This is a genomic window from Mycobacterium sp. (genome assembly GCF_035623875.1).
Classification (GTDB): Bacteria; Actinomycetota; Actinomycetes; order Mycobacteriales; family Mycobacteriaceae; genus Mycobacterium.
Window position 1 is genome coordinate 1 of sequence record NZ_DASPSP010000043.1, and the last position, 18,355, is coordinate 18,355.

Annotated in this window: 14 protein-coding genes and 1 rRNA gene; 6 read left to right on the forward strand and 9 right to left on the reverse strand. The window is 65.9% G+C overall.

Annotated features, from left to right (window positions below; all coding sequences use genetic code 11):
* Positions 1-93: ribosomal RNA gene (gene rrf, locus VEI45_RS03830) — 5S ribosomal RNA — on the forward strand; the annotation flags it as partial.
* Positions 94-147: 54 nt separating this feature from the next.
* Here rrf and VEI45_RS03835 read toward each other — a convergent pair.
* The 4 genes from VEI45_RS03835 to VEI45_RS03850 all read right to left on the reverse strand — a co-directional run bounded on the left by VEI45_RS03835 (position 148) and on the right by VEI45_RS03850 (position 4,179).
* Complete coding sequence (locus VEI45_RS03835) at positions 148-645, reverse strand: methylated-DNA--[protein]-cysteine S-methyltransferase (RefSeq protein ID WP_324850290.1); 498 nt, start codon at positions 643-645, stop codon at positions 148-150.
* Complete coding sequence (locus VEI45_RS03840) at positions 642-2,129, reverse strand: DNA-3-methyladenine glycosylase 2 family protein (RefSeq protein WP_324850292.1); 1,488 nt, start codon at positions 2,127-2,129, stop codon at positions 642-644. Before VEI45_RS03840 ends, VEI45_RS03835 begins: the two co-directional genes overlap by 4 nt.
* 119 nt (positions 2,130-2,248) lie before the next feature.
* A complete protein-coding gene (locus VEI45_RS03845) occupies positions 2,249-2,527 on the reverse strand; it encodes an alcohol dehydrogenase catalytic domain-containing protein (RefSeq protein WP_324850294.1) in 279 nt (92 codons plus the stop codon).
* 47 nt (positions 2,528-2,574) lie between these two features.
* On the reverse strand, positions 2,575-4,179 hold the full coding sequence (locus VEI45_RS03850; RefSeq protein WP_324850296.1) for an adenylate/guanylate cyclase domain-containing protein: 1,605 nt from the start codon (positions 4,177-4,179) through the stop codon (positions 2,575-2,577).
* Positions 4,180-4,228: 49 nt separating this feature from the next.
* Between VEI45_RS03850 and nucS the strand changes: the two genes are divergently transcribed.
* Both nucS and VEI45_RS03860 read left to right on the forward strand, forming a co-directional pair.
* Positions 4,229-4,900 carry an endonuclease NucS gene (gene nucS, locus VEI45_RS03855; RefSeq protein WP_324850298.1) on the forward strand — a complete coding sequence of 224 codons (672 nt, stop codon included), beginning with the start codon at positions 4,229-4,231 and terminating at the stop codon, positions 4,898-4,900.
* 22 nt (positions 4,901-4,922) lie between these two features.
* Positions 4,923-5,219, forward strand: a complete 297-nt coding sequence (locus VEI45_RS03860) for a hypothetical protein (RefSeq protein WP_324850300.1) — start codon at positions 4,923-4,925, stop codon at positions 5,217-5,219.
* A gap of 3 nt (positions 5,220-5,222) precedes the next feature.
* Here VEI45_RS03860 and mce read toward each other — a convergent pair whose 3' ends face one another.
* Positions 5,223-5,705, reverse strand: a complete 483-nt coding sequence (mce, locus tag VEI45_RS03865) for a methylmalonyl-CoA epimerase (protein ID WP_324850302.1) — start codon at positions 5,703-5,705, stop codon at positions 5,223-5,225.
* An 82-nt stretch (positions 5,706-5,787) separates the two neighbouring features.
* Between mce and VEI45_RS03870 the strand changes: the two genes are divergently transcribed.
* Together VEI45_RS03870 and VEI45_RS03875 are read left to right on the forward strand one after the other, a co-directional pair.
* Positions 5,788-6,969 (forward strand): acetyl-CoA C-acetyltransferase, encoded by a 1,182-nt coding sequence (locus tag VEI45_RS03870; protein WP_324850304.1) that lies wholly within the window; start codon positions 5,788-5,790, stop codon positions 6,967-6,969.
* 200 nt (positions 6,970-7,169) lie between these two features.
* On the forward strand, positions 7,170-8,072 hold the full coding sequence (locus VEI45_RS03875; RefSeq protein WP_324850306.1) for a tetratricopeptide repeat protein: 903 nt from the start codon (positions 7,170-7,172) through the stop codon (positions 8,070-8,072).
* Positions 8,073-8,076: 4 nt separating this feature from the next.
* On the opposite strand, the gene glgB is transcribed toward VEI45_RS03875, so the two are convergent.
* Both glgB and VEI45_RS03885 read right to left on the reverse strand, forming a co-directional pair.
* Positions 8,077-10,272 (reverse strand): 1,4-alpha-glucan branching protein GlgB, encoded by a 2,196-nt coding sequence (glgB, locus tag VEI45_RS03880; protein ID WP_324850309.1) that lies wholly within the window; start codon positions 10,270-10,272, stop codon positions 8,077-8,079.
* A 7-nt stretch (positions 10,273-10,279) separates the two neighbouring features.
* On the reverse strand, positions 10,280-12,370 hold the full coding sequence (locus VEI45_RS03885) for an alpha-1,4-glucan--maltose-1-phosphate maltosyltransferase (protein WP_324850317.1): 2,091 nt from the start codon (positions 12,368-12,370) through the stop codon (positions 10,280-10,282).
* Between the two features lie 192 nt (positions 12,371-12,562).
* On the opposite strand from VEI45_RS03885, the gene VEI45_RS03890 reads away from it, so the two are divergent.
* On the forward strand, positions 12,563-15,184 hold the full coding sequence (locus tag VEI45_RS03890; RefSeq protein ID WP_324850311.1) for a glycosyltransferase family 1 protein: 2,622 nt from the start codon (positions 12,563-12,565) through the stop codon (positions 15,182-15,184).
* A gap of 16 nt (positions 15,185-15,200) precedes the next feature.
* Here the strand turns inward: VEI45_RS03890 and VEI45_RS03895 are convergent, their stop codons facing one another.
* Positions 15,201-17,207: an ATP-dependent DNA helicase gene (locus tag VEI45_RS03895; protein ID WP_324850313.1), complete on the reverse strand. Its 2,007-nt coding sequence runs from the start codon at positions 17,205-17,207 to the stop codon at positions 15,201-15,203.
* 14 nt (positions 17,208-17,221) lie between these two features.
* Positions 17,222-18,355: nicotinate phosphoribosyltransferase (locus tag VEI45_RS03900; protein ID WP_324850315.1), on the reverse strand; the 1,134-nt coding region annotated here is incomplete at its 5' end.

The window sequence follows — 18,355 nt, forward strand, 5'->3', positions numbered from 1 at the left end:
GAAACGCCCGGACCCATCCCGAACCCGGAAGCTAAGCCTGCCAGCGCCGATGATACTACCCAACCCGGGTGGAAAAGTAGGACACCGCCGAACACACACCCAAAAAAGGGCACCCCACCAAGGTGCCCTTTTTTACATCAACAGGCCCTAATCGAACAGCATTAAATTACCCGATTTCACAGTCTTTTCCATTTCGAGCAGCGACCGTTTACGATCGAGACCGCCGCCGTACCCGGTAAGACTTCCGTTTGCACCGATTACCCGGTGACACGGGACGATAATGGCGATCGGATTGTGGCCGTTTGCCAACCCGACGGCGCGAGCCGCGCCGGATGCGCCGATCTGTTCTGCGATTTGTCCGTACGATCGGGTTTCCCCATACGGAATCGTCAGCAGCGCCTGCCAGACTCGTCGCTGAAACTCGCTACCCGCCAGGTTGAGCTCGAGGTCGAAATTGGTACGTTTGCCGGTGAAGTAGTCCTCGAGCTGGTCGACCGCATCCGGAAAAGCCTGGTCGTCGGGCACCCAGCCCGTCCGGTTCGGCTCATAGGTTTGGTTCAGCATGCGCAGGTTCGTCAGCACGGCGCCGCGCCCGGCCAGCGCCAACGGACCGATCGGGCTGTCGACGGTGCAGTAGTGGATCATGCGATCTCCTTTGATGGCCAGTGGTTCACCGGATGCTCCAGCGTGGTCCACAGATGCTGCGTGGCATAGGAGCGCCAAGGGCGCCACGGGCGGCTTCGTGCATCCAATGCCCGCTGAGCGGTCGGCAAGCCCAATTGCTCGGCAGCCAAGCGCAATCCGAGGTCGGTGACGGGAAAGGCGTCAGGGTCGCCCAGACCGCGCATCGCAATCACCTCTGCGGTCCACGGTCCGACGCCGGGCAGTGCCAGCAATTGCTGGCGGGCCGCGTCCCAATCGCAGCCGGTGTCGAGGACAACACTGCCATCGGCCAGCCCGGCGATCAGGGCGGTCAGGGTGTGCCGACGCGCCGCCGGGACGGCCAGATGGGCCGGATCGATGTCCGCGAGCTGCTCGACAGCCGGAAAGGTGTGCGTCAGTGCGCCGTCGGCGTCGTGGACCGACTGGCCATATGCGGCGACCAGCCTGCTCGCGTGGGTTCGCGCGGCCTTGGTCGATACCTGCTGACCCAACACCGCTCGGACGGCGAGTTCGGCCTCGTCGACGGTGCGGGGTATGCGCTGCCCAGGTGCCTCGGCTACCACTGGGGCCAGCGCCGGATCAGATTGCAATACCTCGACCACCGCCTCCGGATCGGCGTCGAGGTCTAATAGCCGCCGGCAACGGGAGATCGCGGTCGTCAGGTCGCGGAAGTCATCGAGCACCAGCAGACATCGAACATGATCGGGGGCGGGTGTCAGGCTGACGATGCCGTTCCCGGACGGCAGCCGCAGGGTGCGGCGGTAGGTGCCGTCGCGCACCTCCTCGCATCCAGGCACCACGCCGGCGGCCAGATGGCCGAAGACCCCCTCGTAGGCGAACGGGGCCCGTACTGGCAGGCGCAGCGACACCGTCCCCGGTGACGCGGCCTCGCGCCCGAACCGAGCGGCCGCGCGTTTGCGTAACTGCGTCGGGGTGCCGTCGCACACCGAGCGCAACGTATCGTTGAACTGGCGGATGCTGGAAAAGCCTGCGGCAAAAGCGACTTCGCCGAAAGGCAGAGCTGTGGTCTCGATCAGTACCCGCGCGGTTTGCGTGCGCTGCGCACGGGCCAGTGCAAGCGGGCCGGCACCGGTCTCGGCCTGCAGCAGCCGCTCAAGCTGGCGTGTGGTGTAACCGAGGCGGGTGGCAAGACCGGAGACACCTTCGCGGTCCACGGTGCCGTCGGCGATCAGCCGCATGGCTCGGGCGACGAGGTCCCCGCGGACGTTCCACTCGGGTGAACCCGGCGACGCGTCCGGCCGGCAGCGTTTACATGCCCGGAAGCCGGCACGTTGGGCAGCCGCCGCAGTCGGATAAAACCGGACATTGCGGGCGAACGGTGGCCGGACCGGACAACTGGGACGGCAATATATCCTGGTGGTCAGCACCGCCGTGACGAACCAGCCGTCGAATCGGGCGTCCTTTGATTGCACGGCCCGATAGCAGCGGTCGAAGTCTTCATGCACGGTTCGACAATTACACCCGACCACTGACATTACTGGCGGAAAACCGACATCGTCGTGGCTGACCGCGATTGCGGCGCTGGGTATAGGTTTTCGAAGTGTCAACCGCGACCTACTGGCGTTCATCGAAGGCGAACAGCACCTTGCCGCTTGCCCACAAGTCCCCGGTCGGCCTGTGCCCCGGCGTCCACGACGATCCCGACGCCTTCACCGCCGACCGGCGCCGGCGGCTCGGGCCGGGCGAAATACCGACCGCGCAGCAGCAACAGGTCCGACGGGTTCACCGGAGCGGCCTCCATGCGCACCAGCACATCGCCGGGCCCGGGCGCCGGGTCGCGGTCGTCGTGCAGCGCCACCGACTCCGAGGGCGTCCCGAACTGTGTTAGAACCAGGTGCTTCATGGCCAGCTCTCTCCTAGCAATGTTGTCTACTACCTACTGTTGACCGGCTACACGGGTGCTGCCAGTCGCGTCGGCTGGCCGTGGCCGCGCAGTGTCACCGTTTCGCCCAAAGACCAACGGGCCCGCTCATTTTCACTCGCGGCGTTGACGGTGTCCGAGGACGCCAGTAGTCGGCCGGGTTCATCCTTGGCCAGTTCGCACAGCCGGGCGGCTTCGTTGACCGGCTCGCCGATTACCGTGTATTCGAACCGCTCTTTGGCGCCCACATTCCCGGCGACGGCTTTCCCGGCTGTGACGCCGATACCGGCCGGGCACTCGGGAACCTCGCTGTCGAGTCGACTAGCGATGGCGCGGGCGGCGGCGAGCGCGTGGTCCTCGGGTCGGTCGAGGCGGTTTGGCGCGCCGAACACCGCCAATACGGCATCGCCCTCGAACTTGTTGACCAGTCCGCAACGGCGGTCCACCTCTTCGACGATCACCGCGAAGAAGCGATTCAGCAGCTGCACGACTTCCGCGGCGGCGCGGCCCGTCACCAATTGCGTCGAGCCGACGATATCGACGAAAACGACTGCGACATACCGTTCTTCGCCGCCGAGTTTTGGCTTTTCCCGCTCGGCGGCGGCGGCGACTTCGCGTCCGACGTGACGGCCGAACAGGTCGCGCACTCGTTCGCGCTCGCGCAAGCCGTCGACCATCGAGTTGAAACCACGCTGCAACTCGCCGAGCTCTGTTCCATCGAAGACCACCAGATCGCCTCGGAGATCGCCCTGTTCGACACGCTTGAGCGCCGCGCGTACTACCCGCACCGGCGTCGCGGTCAGCCAAGACAGGATCCACATCAACACGAATCCGAAGATCAGCGTTGCGGTCGCAATGATCAACACCGCCACGCCCAACTGCGTCTCGCTCAGATTGCGCAGCGTCAGAGCGAAGAACGCGGTCAGCGCGATGCCGAGAACCGGCACGCCGGAACTCAGTAACCAGACCGTCAGCGTCCGGCCCATGATCCCCGGTGCCAATCGCCGTGGAACTCGCCCGGCCTCGAGCGCTTGGGCGGCCACCGGGCGCAGCGCAAACTCGGTCAACAGGTAGCAAGCGGTGGAGACCAGAATGCCGCAGAAGCTGACCGAGAAGCCCACGATTGGGATGAACGTGCTGTCGGCCAGCCCGTAGAGCGTCGTCAACAAGGCAGCTCCGATTCCCCAGAGGGCGAGCACGCCAAGTGCCAGCCACAGCGGGGCCAGGAAGGTCGCGCGCTCATCGGCGGGCGTGGGTTTGCGTTCCTCGATTGCCCATCGCAGGGCCGTTATGAGCCGACGGGTGATCAGATAGGTTCCGAGCGCGAGCGCGATAGCGATGTATCCGGGCGCGACGGCGAACGTGATCCACAGGGGTGCGTCGCTGAAGATGCTGGGCGCCGGGAAGGCGATGGTCAGCAACAGCACGGTGACGCCGATGCCGACCAGATTCGTCGCGACGATGAAGACGGTCAGGATGAGCTGAATGCGTACCCGCCGGCGGCTCTGACTTTCCGACGGGCGCCCGAGTAACCAGGAGCCGTACGCCGGGGTCTCTGGTAGCCGACCGCTCTGTCGGGTGACTATCTCCAGAAGCCGGCCCAGCCGTTGCGCGACCGTTCGTGTGGCCATCATCGTGGCGTCAGCCTAATTCGTCAGGCGGCTCGCGCTTAAGGTGAGTCGCGTGCGTCTCGTCATTGCCCGGTGCACAGTCGACTATCTCGGCCGACTCACCGCTCATCTGCCGTCGGCCCGTCGACTACTGCTGGTCAAGGCGGACGGCTCGGTGAGCGTGCACGCCGACGACCGCGCCTACAAGCCGCTGAACTGGATGAGCCCGCCGTGTTGGCTCACCGAAGAGCAGGACGGCGCACTGCCGGTGTGGGTGGTGGAGAACAAAGCCGGCGAGCAATTGCGCATCACTATCGAGGACGTCGAGCACGATTCCAGCCATGATTTAGGCGTCGACCCCGGGCTGGTCAAGCACGGCGTCGAAGCCCACCTGCAAGCGCTTCTCGCCGAGCACGTGGAGTTGCTCGGCGCCGGATATACGTTGGTACGCCGCGAGTACATGACGGCGATCGGGCCGGTCGACCTGCTGTGCCGCGATGAACAGGGTGGCTCGGTCGCAGTGGAGATCAAGCGCCGCGGGGAGATCGACGGCGTTGAGCAGCTCACCCGCTACCTCGAGTTGCTCAACCGCGACAGTGTGCTCGCGCCGGTGCGTGGGGTATTAGCTGCGCAGCAGATCAAGCCGCAAGCAAAAACCTTGGCGATCGATCGCGGAATCCGTTGTCTTACACTGGATTACGATAAGATGCGCGGGATGGACTCTAACGAATACCGTCTGTTCTAAGGTGTCTCACTAGACTGGTGTCATGCCTCGGCGCCGTACCCCACCACGCAGGCAGCAGCCGCTACGGCCGCTGCCTGCGCAACGCCGGGTGGAAACCGGGCCAGACGGCCACGACTACGAAGTGCGACCTGTCGCCGCCGCGCGGACCGTCAAGACGTATCGCTGCCCTGGATGCGATCATGAAATCCGTTCGGGCACCGCACATGTGGTGGTGTGGTTAGCGGATTCCAGTGAGGCCGCGGTCGACGACCGGCGGCACTGGCACACGCCGTGCTGGATCAATCGGGCAACCCGCGCGCCCACCCGAAAGTGGTCTTGAAACTCAGTGCGCAGAGTCCGCGTCGGCGGCTGGTTCCACCAACTCGATGAGAACCCCGCCAGCGTCCTTGGGATGGATGAAGTTGATCCGCGAGTTCGCTGTGCCGCGTCGGGGTGCCTCATAGAGTAGCCGGACTCCGTGCTCACGCAGCCGCTCGGTGAGGGTCTCGAGGTCACTGACGCGGTAAGCCAGCTGCTGGATGCCGGGGCCGCGCTTGTCGATGAACTTCGCGATCACCGACGACTCGTCGATCGGGGCCATCAGTTGCACCTGGGCGCTGCCGACCGGCGCGCCGCGGACCGACAACATGGCCTCGCGAATCCCCTGGTCGTCGTTGATTTCCTCATGCAGGACGATCATGCCCAGGTGGTCGTGGTACCACGCGATCGCGGCGTCGAGGTCGAGAACCGCGATGCCGACGTGATCGACCGCCGTCACCAGTGCGGTGGCCAGCACTCGACCGGCGTCGACTTGATCGGTGGTCATAACGTAACGGTAACCTGACGGGAAAGATTCTGCTTCCCCGATCCGCGGGATCGGCGGTTAAAGCCCCGCTTAGGAGGTAGCCATGACGACATCGGTGATCGTTGCTGGAGCACGCACCCCCATCGGCAAGTTGATGGGTTCGCTGAAGGATTTCTCCGGCAGCGATCTGGGCGCCATCGCGATTGCCGGTGCTCTGGAGAAGGCCAAGGTGCCCGCCTCAGCGGTCGAATACTTGATCATGGGTCAGGTGCTGACTGCCGGGGCCGGCCAGATGCCCGCACGCCAGGCGGCGGTGGCGGCCGGTATCGGGTGGGACGTGCCGGCACTGACCATCAACAAGATGTGTCTGTCCGGCATCGATGCCATCGCGCTGGCTGACCAGCTCATTCGGGTCGGTGAGTTCGACGTGGTGGTGGCCGGTGGCCAGGAATCCATGACCAAGGCGCCGCACCTGCTGATGGATAGCCGCGCTGGCTACAAGTACGGCGACGTGACGATTTTGGACCATATGGCTTACGACGGCCTGCACGACGTGTTCACCGACCAGCCGATGGGCGCGCTGACCGAGCAGCGCAACGATGTCGACAAGTTCACCCGTCTCGAGCAGGACGAATTCGCCGCGCGATCGCACCAGAAGGCCGCCGCGGCATGGAAGGACGGTGTCTTCGCCGACGAAGTCGTGCCGGTGAACATCCCGCAGCGCAAGGGCGATCCCTTGCAGTTCAACGAGGATGAGGGCATTCGCGCCAACACCACCGCCGAATCGCTGGCCGGTCTCAAGCCGGCGTTTCGTCGTGACGGCACCATCACGGCCGGATCGGCATCGCAGATTTCCGACGGCGCGGCCGCGGTGGTCGTGATGAACAAGGACAAGGCCACCGAGCTGGGATTGTCATGGCTGGTCGAGATCGGTGCACACGGCGTGGTGGCCGGCCCGGACTCGACGCTGCAGTCACAGCCCGCCAACGCGATCAAAAAAGCGCTTAGCCGTGAAGGTATCTCCGTCGACCAACTCGATGTGGTCGAGATCAACGAGGCGTTTTCGGCGGTGGCACTGGCCTCGACGCAGGAATTGGGCGTTGATCCCGACATCGTCAACGTCAACGGCGGTGCGATCGCGGTGGGGCATCCAATCGGCATGTCCGGAGCTCGGATCATCCTGCACGCCGCTCTCGAACTGGCGCGCCGGGGCTCCGGATACGGCGTCGCGGCGCTGTGCGGTGCAGGCGGTCAGGGCGACGCGCTGATCCTGCGGGCCGGCTAGCGCGCCGGTAACACGGCATGACACGCAGCCGGGATGAGCTCGCCAATGTGTTCGGTTGCCGCGACGAACATGGTTGCTGGCATGGTGAGCACGGGCAAATTCGACGGCTGATGTGATTTTGGTCATATGAATACGAGAGAGGGCCTCAACGCCGCAACCGGGTGGATCGGGGCGCAAAGCGACATGCCAGACTTAACGACGTGACCCATCCTCGACCTCCGATTGGTCCTGCGATGGCCGGTGCGGTCGACTTGTCCGCCCTCAAGCAAAGCGCGCCGTCCGGCGGCGATGCCGCAGCGGGACGATCAGCGACGCCCATCGGCACCGAGATCAACGAAGCCAACTTCGAAGAAGAGGTGCTGCTGCGGTCCAACCAGGTGCCGGTCGTCGTGCTGTTGTGGTCGCCGCGCAGCGATGTCTGCCTCCAGTTGGCCGACATTTTGTCCAGCCTCTCCGCCGCCGACAACGGCAAGTGGTCACTGGCGAGCGTCAACGTCGACACGGCTCCCCGAGTGGCCCAGATATTCGGTGTGGAAGTGGTCCCAACCGTCGTGGCTTTGGCTGGCGGGCAGCCACTTTCAAGCTTTCAGGGTGTTCAGCCGCCGGACCAGTTACGTCGCTGGATCGATTCGCTGCTGTCGGCAACTGCGGGAAAGCTCAGCGGCGCAACGACTTCCGAAGAACCCGAGGCGGTAGATCCGGCACTCGCGCAGGCGCGCCAGCAGCTCCAGGACGGTGACTTCGCCGCCGCGTCCGATTCGTATCAGGCGATCCTGGACGACGATCCAAACCACGCCGAGGCGAAGGGTGCAGTACGCCAGCTCGCCTTCTTGATGCGCGCTACCGCGCAGCACCCTGATGCGGTGGCCGTCGCCGATGCCGCTCCTGGTGACATCGAAGCCGCGTTCGCCGCTGCCGATGTGCAGATCCTCAACCAGGATGTGCAGGGCGCCTTCGACCGGCTGGTCGCATTGGTGCGGCAGACGTCCGGTGACGAGCGAACCTCAGTGCGCACGCGGCTCATCGAGTTGTTCGAACTGTTCGACCCCGCCGACCCCGACGTCATCACGGGGCGGCGCAACCTCGCCAACGCGCTGTACTAGTCGCCTATTCGGGCTCCAGCCACAGCGCCGACGTGGGCGGCAACACCAATACCGCGGATGCCGGACGGCCGTGCCATGGCTCATCGGTTGCGTCGACACCGCCGAGGTTGCCGATCCCGGTGCCGTTGTAGTCGGTCGCATCGGTGTTGAGCACCTCACGCCACCGCCCGGCGCTGGGCAGGCCGAGACGATAGCCGCTGTGCTCCGTACCTGCGAAATTGAACACGCAGGCCATCACCGAGCCGTCGCTGCCGTACCGCAGGAAGCTCAGCACGTTATTGGCGGAGTCGTTGGCGTCGATCCAGGAGTAGCCTGCCGGCGTGGTGTCCTGGCTCCACAGCGCCGGGCGGCCGCGGTAGATCTTGTTGAGGTCGTTGACCAGGCGCGAGATCCCGTTGGAGAAGCCGTTCTCATCGAGTTGGAACCAGTCCAGGCCGCGTTCCTCGGACCATTCGGCGCGCTGCCCGAATTCCTGGCCCATGAACAGCAGCTGCTTGCCCGGGTGCGCCCACTGGTAGGCCAGCAGGCTGCGCAACCCCGCCGCCTTGACATGGTCGTTGCCCGGCATCCGCGACCACAGCGTGCCCTTGCCGTGTACCACCTCGTCGTGGCTGATCGGTAGCACGAAGTTCTCGCTGAACGCGTAGAGCATCGAGAAGGTGATCTCGTGGTGGTGGTAACTGCGATGAACCGGATCGTGGCTGATGTAATCGAGGGTGTCATGCATCCAGCCCATATTCCATTTCATCGAAAAGCCAAGGCCGCCAACGCTAGTTGGTCTCGATACGCCTGGCCACGATGTCGACTCCTCGGCAATGGTGACGATTCCCGGTGCCGCCTTGTGCGCGGTGGCATTCATCTCCTGCAAGAACTGCACGGCTTCCAGGTTCTCCCGGCCGCCGTAGATGTTCGGTGTCCAGCCGCCGGCGGGGCGCGAATAGTCCAGGTAGAGCATCGAAGCGACGGCGTCGACTCGCAGGCCGTCGATGTGGAATTCCGCCAGCCAGTACAGCGCATTAGCCACCAGGAAATTGCGCACCTCGGCGCGGCCGAAGTCGAACACGTAAGTACCCCAGTCGAGTTGCTCGCCACGACGGGGATCGGAGTGTTCGTATAGCGGTGTGCCGTCGAAACGTCCCAGCGCCCATGCGTCCTTGGGGAAGTGGGCCGGGACCCAGTCCACGATGACACCGATTCCAGCCTGGTGCAGCGCGTCGACGAGGGCCCGGAATTCGTCCGGTGTGCCGAATCGCGAGGTCGGCGCATAGTAGGAAGTGACCTGGTATCCCCAGGACCCGGCGAATGGATGCTCAGCCACGGGCAGCAACTCGACGTGGGTAAACCCGTGTGCTACTACGTAATCCGTCAGCTCGCGGGCAAGTTCGCGATAGGACAGGCCCGGTCGCCACGAGCCCAGATGGACTTCGTAGGCGCTCATCGGCTCGAACACCGGATTACGCTGGGCGCGGGCTGTCATCCAGCTGTCGTCACCCCAGCAGTAGTCGCTCACGGTCACCCGCGACGCCGTATGCGGTGGCACCTCGGTGGCGAATGCGAAGGGGTCGGCCCGGTCTGTGACAGAGCCGTCAGCCCCGTGCACCCGGAACTTGTAGAGGCCATCGGGTGGGAAGCCCGGCCAGAACAACTCCCACACACCCGACGAGCCCAGTACCCGCAGCGGGGCATCGTTGCCGTTCCAGCCGTTGAACTCTGCGATCAAGCCGACCCCTTTGGCGTTGGGCGCCCACACCGCGAACGACACACCCTCGACCACACCGTCGGCGGTGGTAAACGAGCGCGGATGGGCGCCCAGCACTTCCCATAGTCGTTCGTGGCGTCCCTCGCCGAATAGATGCAGATCGACCTCGCCCAGCGTCGGCAGGAAGCGGTAGGCGTCGGCGGCCGTGTGCCGGTCGGAGCCGCGGTAACTTACCTCAAGGCGATAGTCGATGAGGTCGGTGAACGGCAGCGCCACCGCGAACAATCCGGAGTCGATGTGCTGCAGCGGAAACCGGTCCTCGCCGACCAGTGCGACCACTTCGGTGGCGTGCGGCCGGAAGGCCCGGATGATCGTATGGTCACCGTACTCGTGGGCACCCAGGACGCCGTGCGGATTGTGGTGCTCACCGGCCAGCAGGCGGGCCAAGTCGCTGGGTTGGGGCGCCAGGTGAGTCCTGGCGAGTTGGTCGGTGGGCTTCATCGCGGCGTCACCTCCGGCGCAGCAGCGTCATTCGGGATTCGGGCGGTATGAGCGGCATGTTGATGATGTGGGCGGGTGCGCGGCCAGGGTCGATTCGTACGTAGTTGGCTTGTCCCCATTGGTATTCCTCGCCGGTCATCTCGTCTCGGACCCAGAACCGCTGGTAGTGCTCCATACCCAATGCGGCCATGTCCAACCACAACGTCGCTTCCTCCGGCCCGAATGCATTGAGCGTGACCACCACCAGCACACAGTCGCCGGTGATCGGGTCGAACTTGCTGTACGCCAGCAATGCGTCGCTGTCGATAGCGTGGAACGTGATGTTTCGCAGCTGGTGAAGAGCGGGATGGAGTCGACGAATGTTGTTCAGCCGTGCGATAAATGGCTCCAGCGACCGTCCCGCCGCCAGCGCGCCCGCGAAGTCGCGGGGTCGCAGCTCGTACTTCTCGGAGTCGAGATATTCCTCACTGCCCTCCAACATCGCGACGTGTTCGAAGAGTTCATAGCCGGAGTACATCCCCCAGGCCGGGCTCATTGTTGCTGCCAGCACCGCACGTATCGCGAACATGCCCGGGCCGTTGTGTTGCAGTACGGCATGCAGGATGTCCGGGGTGTTGACGAACAAATTGGGACGACGGAAGTCGGCGAGTTCGGGTATCTCCTGGCCGAATTGGGTGAGCTCCCACTTCGACGTGCGCCAGGTGAAGTACGTGTATGACTGGGTGAAGCCCAGCTTGGCGAGCCCGAACTGCCGGGCCGGCGGTGTGAACGCCTCGGATAAAAACAGCACATCGGGATCGATTGCTTTCACCTGACCGATCAGCCACACCCAGAAGTCGGGCGGCTTAGTGTGCGGATTGTCGACCCGGAAAACCTTCACCCCGTGGTCCACCCAGTGCCGCACCACACGCAGCACCTCGTCGTACAGCCCGGCGGGGTCATTGGCGAAGTTGATCGGGTAAATGTCTTGGTACTTCTTCGGCGGGTTTTCCGCGTAGGCGATGGTGCCGTCGGGCAATTCGGTGAACCACTCGCGGTGTTCGGAGGCCCACGGGTGATCGGGCGCGCATTGCAACGCCAGATCGAGAGCCACCTCCATACCCAATTCCTGCACTGCTGAGACAAAATCGTCGAAGTCGTCGATCGTGCCCAGTTGCGGATGCACCGCGTCGTGGCCGCCCTCGTCACTCCCGATCGCCCATGGCGAACCGACGTCACCAGGGACAGCGGTCGCGGTGTTGTTGCGGCCCTTGCGATGCACCTTGCCGATCGGGTGGATCGGTGGCAGGTACACCACGTCGAAGCCCATCTCCGCGATCCGGGGCAATGCTGCTGCTGCGGTCGCGAAGTTACCGTGCACCGGGTTTCCGTCGGTGTCCCAGCCGCCGGTCGAGCGGGGGAACATCTCGTACCACGAGCCGAAGCTGGCCAGCGGCCGATCGACCCACACTCCGTATTGCTCGCCGCGGGTGACCAGCTCGCGCAGCGGGTATTTCGTCAGAAGGTCGTCGACCCCAGAGGTCAACGCCAGCGCAGCCCGGGAAACCGGATCGCCCGGCGCTTGTAGGGCGGCGACGGCGGCGTGCAACGGATCGCGTTGACTACGGGGAACACCGGTCGCGGCGCGTTCGAGTAGCCGTGCGCCCAACAGCAGATCGTTGGATAGCTCGTTCTCGCCCTGGCCGGCCTCCAGCTTGGTCTCTACCGCGTGCCGCCAGGTATGAAACGGGTCACCCCAGCCGTCCACCCGAAACGTCCACAACCCAACGCTGTCCGGGGTGAACTGACCGTGGAAAACGTAGGGCTCCTGGCCCATGCTCATCGGGAGGAGCAGCGGCTTGACCCGAGGCAGGGGCTCAGCGGCGGTTTGGGTCACCGCAGGGGCTTGCACCGCCTTGAGCCGCCGGGTTTCGCCTACCAGTGGGTACCGCGGCCCGAGGTAGCGCACCACCAGCGTCGCCGCGACCGCGTCTTGACCCTCACGCCATACCGCTGCGCGGACCGGAACCACCTCGCCGACCACAGCTTTTGCCGGATACGCGCCGCAGGATACGACGGGCGCGACGTCATCGATCTCGACACGACCGGGCACCGCCACTTCCCTCCGGTTCTCTCGTCCGTTGTCGTCCAGGGCGCGGCCACACTGCAGCGTTCTTGTTTTCACAAAGTTCTCCTACAACAAGCCCTGTGCGCCCAATACCCACCGTAGTGTCGGGCCACACCTGGGGGTGGGATGCGCGCCTCTGTTCGGAAGGCGAACCACGGGCTGTGGTCAGTAAGGTAAGGACCCGTGAAAGCCCTCCGTAGGTTCACGGTCCGTGCCCACCTTCCGGAACGCCTGGGGGCGCTCGAACAGCTATCAACTAACCTGCGGTGGTCGTGGGATAAGCCGACGCGGGAGCTCTTCGGGGCGATCGATCCGGCGCTGTGGACGCGATGCGGTCAGGATCCGGTGGCCTTGCTGGGCGCAGTAAGCCCGGCGCGGCTCGACGAATTGGCGCTCGACGGTGGGTTCCTGAACCGGCTCGACGAGTTGGCGGCCGATCTGAACGACTATCTGAGCCGCCCGCTGTGGTATCAGCAGCAACAAGACAACGGCGGTGCCATGCCCCACGGCATTGCCTACTTCTCGATGGAGTTCGGGGTCGCCGAGGTGTTGCCGAACTACTCGGGTGGCTTGGGAATCCTGGCCGGCGATCATCTGAAGTCCGCGTCGGATCTCGGATTACCGCTGATCGCTGTGGGCCTGTACTACCGCTCCGGCTACTTCCGGCAGTCGCTGACAGCCGACGGTTGGCAGCACGAAAACTACCCGGCGCTGGACCCGCAGGGGCTGCCGTTGCGGCTGCTCACCGACGGTGCCGGCGCGCCGGCGCTGGTTGAGCTGGCGCTGCCGGACTCCGGCCGGTTGCGCGCGCGGATCTGGGTAGCTCAAGTAGGCCGTGTTCCGCTGCTGCTATTGGATTCCGACATTCCGGAGAACGAGCACGACCTGCGTGGGGTCACCGATCGCCTCTACGGCGGCGATCAGGAGCATCGCATGCAGCAGGAGATCCTGGCCGGCATCGGCGGCATACGAGCCATCCGGGCCTTCACGGCCATCCAAGGGCTGCCGGCGCCCGAGGTGTACCACATGAACGAGGGCCACGCCGGATTCCTCGGCGCCGAGCGCATCCGCGAACTCGTCGATGCCGGGCTGGATTTCGATACCGCGCTGACCGTGGTCCGCTCCAGCACGGTGTTCACCACGCACACCCCGGTCCCCGCCGGTATCGACCGGTTTCCGATGGAGATGGTGCAGCGGTACTTCGCAGATGATCCAGACGGCCCCGGCGGCAATGCTGGACGAGCGCTGCTGCCGGGTGTGCCGCTGGCCCGGATCCAGGCGCTGGGCGCCGAGGACGATCCGGAGAAGTTCAACATGGCCCACATGGGCCTGCGGCTGGCGCAGCGCGCCAACGGCGTGTCGCTGCTGCACGGCAGGGTCAGTCGGGCCATGTTCAACGAGCTGTGGCCCGGATTCGACCCCGACGAGGTGCCGATCGGCTCGATCACCAACGGTGTGCATGCCCGCACCTGGGCGGCGTCGCAGTGGCTGGAGCTGGGTCGCGAACTGGCGGGGTCGGACTCGTCGTTCAGTGATCCGGGCGTCTGGCTGCGGCTGCAGGAGGTCGACCCCGGTCATCTGTGGTGGATTCGGTCGCAACTGCGGGCGCTGCTGGTCGAGGATGTCCGGGCGCGGCTGCGGCGGTCGTGGCTCGAACGTGGTGCACCCGATGCCGAATTGGGTTGGATCGAGGCGGCATTCGATCCGGACGTGCTGACCATCGGGTTCGCTCGACGGGTCCCGACCTACAAACGGCTGACGCTGATGCTGCGCGATCCGGACCGGCTGGAACAGTTGCTGCTCGACGAACACCGGCCGATCCAGCTGATCGTTGCCGGCAAGTCGCACCCCGCCGACGACGGAGGCAAAGGGCTGATCCAGCAGGTGGTGCAGTTCGCCGACCGACCCGAGGTGCGCCACCGCATCGCATTCCTGCCGGACTACGACATGTCGATGGCCCGGCCGCTGTATTGGGGCTGCGACGTCTGGTTGAATAACCCGCTGCGCCCGCTGGAGGCGTGCGGCACATCGGGGATGAAGAGCGCGCTCAACGGCGGGCTGAACCTGTCCATCCGCGACGGCTGGTGGGACGAGTGGTACGACGGCGAGAACGGTTGGGCGATACCATCGGCCTCCGGGGTGGCAGACGAGGGCCGTCGTGACGACCTGGAGGCGGCGGCGCTCTACGACCTGCTGCAGAAATCCGTGGCGCCGACGTTCTACGAGCGCGATGAGCACGCGGTACCGAGCCGGTGGATCGAGATGGTCCGCCACACCCTGCAGACGCTTGGCCCAAAAGTGCTGGCCTCCCGGATGGTGCGCGACTATGTCGAGCGCTATTACATGCCTGCGGCGCAGTCGCTGCGCAGGACCGTGACGGTTGACGGTGACGGGCAGGTGGCGTTCGACCCGGCCCGCGAGCTGGCCGCCTATCGCCTGCGAGCGTTCGAGGCGTGGCCACACATCGAGGTCACCGACGTCGACAGCACCGGGCTGCCGGACACTCCGGTGCTCGGATCGAAGCTGACCCTGACCGCGACCGTGCAGCTGGCCGGGCTGCGGCCCGAGGAGGTCGCCGTCCAGGCGGTGGTCGGCAGGGTTGACGCCGGCGACGCGTTGGTGGACCCAGTCACCGTCGAGATGCCGTACACCGGCACCGCGGCCGGTGGCGATCATGTTTTCGCCACGACGACGCCGCTGCCGGTCGCCGGCTCAGTCGGTTACACCGTGCGAGTGCTGCCGAATCATCCGATGCTGGCATCCGGATCGGAGCTTGGGCTGGTCACGCTGGCCGGCCCGCGCTGACGAGCCGGGCCGTCCGTCAGGCTGAGCGGGCCTCCTGCGCGCTTCGCAGCCGGGCCAGGGCCGCGCGCACAGCCGCGGCATCAGTCGTTGGCCAGAACGGCGGCAAAGAGGCGCGCAGGTAGCCGCCATAACGGGCGGTGGCCATCCGGGAGTCCAGTACCGCGACCACCCCGCGGTCGTCAACGCCACGCAGCAGCCGTCCGGCGCCCTGCGCCAGCAGCAGCGCGGCGTGGCTGGCGGCGACGGCCATGAAGCCGTTGCCGCCGCGTGCGGCCACCGCCCGCTGCCGGGCGGACAGCAGCGGATCGTCTGGCCGTGGGAACGGAATGCGGTCGATGATCACCAACGACAACGACGGGCCGGGCACGTCGACGCCCTGCCATAGCGACAGCGTGCCGAACAGCGACGTCGCCGGATCGGCGCTGAACTGCTCGACGAGCGCGGCGGTGCTGTCGTCGCCCTGGCACAACACCGGCGTCGAGAGTCGTTCGGCCATCGCTTCGGCGGCGGCGCGGGCCGCCCGCATCGACGAGAACAGCCCGAGCGTCCGCCCGCCCGCCGCGGTGACCAGCTCGGCGATCTCACTGAGCTGCTCGGCCGAGCCGGTGCCGTCGCGGCCCGGCGGGGGCAGATGCGCCGCGACATAGAGGATCCCGGCTTTGGCGTGCTGGAACGGCGACCCGACATCGATTCCACGCCAAGGTGTTTCGGTGTCATCCTGCGCGTCCGCCAGGCCCCAGGCGGTCGCCATCGCGTCGAAGGAGCCGCCGACGGTCAGGGTCGCCGACGTCAACACCGCCGTCGCGCCGGCGAACAACCGGTTGCGCAGCAGTCCGGCCACCGACAGCGGCGCCACCCGCAGCACCGCACGTGTCGAACCGCGGTTGTCCTCGTGCTCGAGCCAGACCACGTCGGTGCGGTCGGGGATCGCCGGCGTGAACGACGTCAGCATCCGCGATGCGGTGTCGGCGATCTCGGTGAGACTGGCGACGGCCTCGGCGCGCGCCGACGCGGCTTTGGTATCGGCCGGCGACGTATCGATCGCCGAACGCGCGGCACTGGCCGCATCGCGCAGCGCGGTGAGGTGCGTCGTCAGCTCGTCGTCGAGGTGATCGATACGGCCCGGCGCTATTATTTGGGCGTCCTGGATCGCGGTGGTGAACCTGGTGGACGCGCCTTCCCACCGTTGCAGCAGTTCGGGTTCGACCAGCTTGGTGATTCGCCGCGAGGCAACACCGAGTGCGGTCGACGTCAGTTCGCTGCTGGCCACCGCGGTCACCCGGTCCACCAGATCGTGCGCCTCGTCGACGACCAGCAGCTGGTGTTCGGGCAGCACGGCCGAGTCGGCGACAGCGTCGATGGCCAGCAGGGCGTGGTTGGTGACGACAATATCGGCACCGCCGGCCGTGGCGCGGGCGCGTTCGGCGAAGCATTCGGTGCCGAACGGGCAGCGTGCCATGCCGAGGCATTCCCGTGCGGACACGCTGACCTGTGACCAGGATCGGTCGGCGACACCCGGCTTGAGGTCGTCGCGATCGCCGGACTCTGTCGTCGAGGCCCAGGCGGTGAGCCGTTGCACGTCGCGACCCAGTGCGGTGAGTGCCTGCGGCTCAAAAAGCTCGTCGGGTGATTCGTCGTCCGAGCTTGCCGCCGATCCGTTGTGAATCTTGTTCAAGCACAGGTAATTTTGGCGGCCCTTAAGCAGGGCGAATCTCGGCGCGCGGGGCAGGGCATCGGTGAGCGCGTCGACGAGCTGGGGCAGATCGCGATTGACCAGTTGACGCTGCAAGGCGATCGTCGCGGTGGACACCACGACCGGCGTGTCGTCGGACACCGCGCGGGCAATCGCCGGAACAAGGTAGGCCAACGACTTTCCGGTGCCGGTTCCCGCCTGCACTGCCAGGTGTTCTCCGGTTTCGAACGCGTGGGCAACCGCGGTGGCCATCTGCAGTTGGCCGCTGCGTTGACTGCCGCCCAGCGCTGCCACCGCGGTGGCCAGCAGCTCAGGCACGGACGTCGGCAACTCGTCGGGCGTGGCTACTCCTGGTGGTCGATGGGCCGGCGTCGGACCGGGATCTGCGTGGTGGGAATCGCCGGATCGCCGTGCGACAACATCAGACCCTCCCACGGCAAGCTTCGCAAGCCCGACACCACCAGGTCGCGCGCCACGCCAAGGTCCATATCAGTCACCGCCTTGCCGTCGCGCACCAGCGGAATCGTCACCACCCGGGACGGCTCACTGGTCTGTGGTGGGTGACCCGCGGGATGCACGATCTCCTCGGTGATCGTGCCGGTCGGACGGCTTAGCCGCAGAGCCTCTTTGCGGCCGCCGTGAGACTCTTTGTGGGCGCTGCGCTTCTCGACGGGCGTGCCGTCGACTTCGACCAGCTTGTAGACCATGCTCGCCGTCGGCGCGCCCGACCCGGTGACCAGCGAGGTGCCGACCCCATAGCTGTCGACGGGTTCGGCCCGCAACCCGGCGATGGCGAATTCGTCCAGGTCACCGGAGACCACGATGCGGGTCTGCGTCGCCCCCAGCCGATTGAGCTGCGCGCGGACCTGACGAGCCAGCACGCCCAAGTCTCCGGAGTCGATGCGCACCGCGCCGAGTCCGGTGCCGGCGGCCGCTACCGCGTTGTCCACACCGGTCGTCACGTCGTAGGTGTCGACCAGCAGCGTGGTGCCGGGACCGAGTGCGTCGACCTGTGCCGCGAACGCGGCCAGTTCGTCGGGCTTGTCGCCGTTGTGTAGCAGGGTGAACGCGTGTGCGCTGGTGCCTTCCGTCGGCACACCGTAGCGACGGCGGGCCTCCAGGTTGGATGACGCGGCGAAGCCGGCGATGTAGGCAGCGCGGGCCGCAGCGACCGCGGCCCGCTCATGGGTGCGGCGTGAGCCCATTTCGATCAACGGCCGCCCCTCGGCTGCGCTGACCATCCGCGCGGCGGCCGACGCAACGGCGCTGTCGTGGTTGAAGATCGACAACGCCAGCGTCTCGAGCACCACGCATTCGGCGAAGCTGCCGTGCACCGAAAGCACCGGAGACCCAGGGAAGTACAGCTCACCCTCGGCATAGCCGTCGACGTCACCGCCAAAGCGGAAGTCACGCAGGTACGTCAACGCGCCCGGGTCGAGAAATTCGGCCAGTGACTCGCACGCGGTGTCGTCGAATCG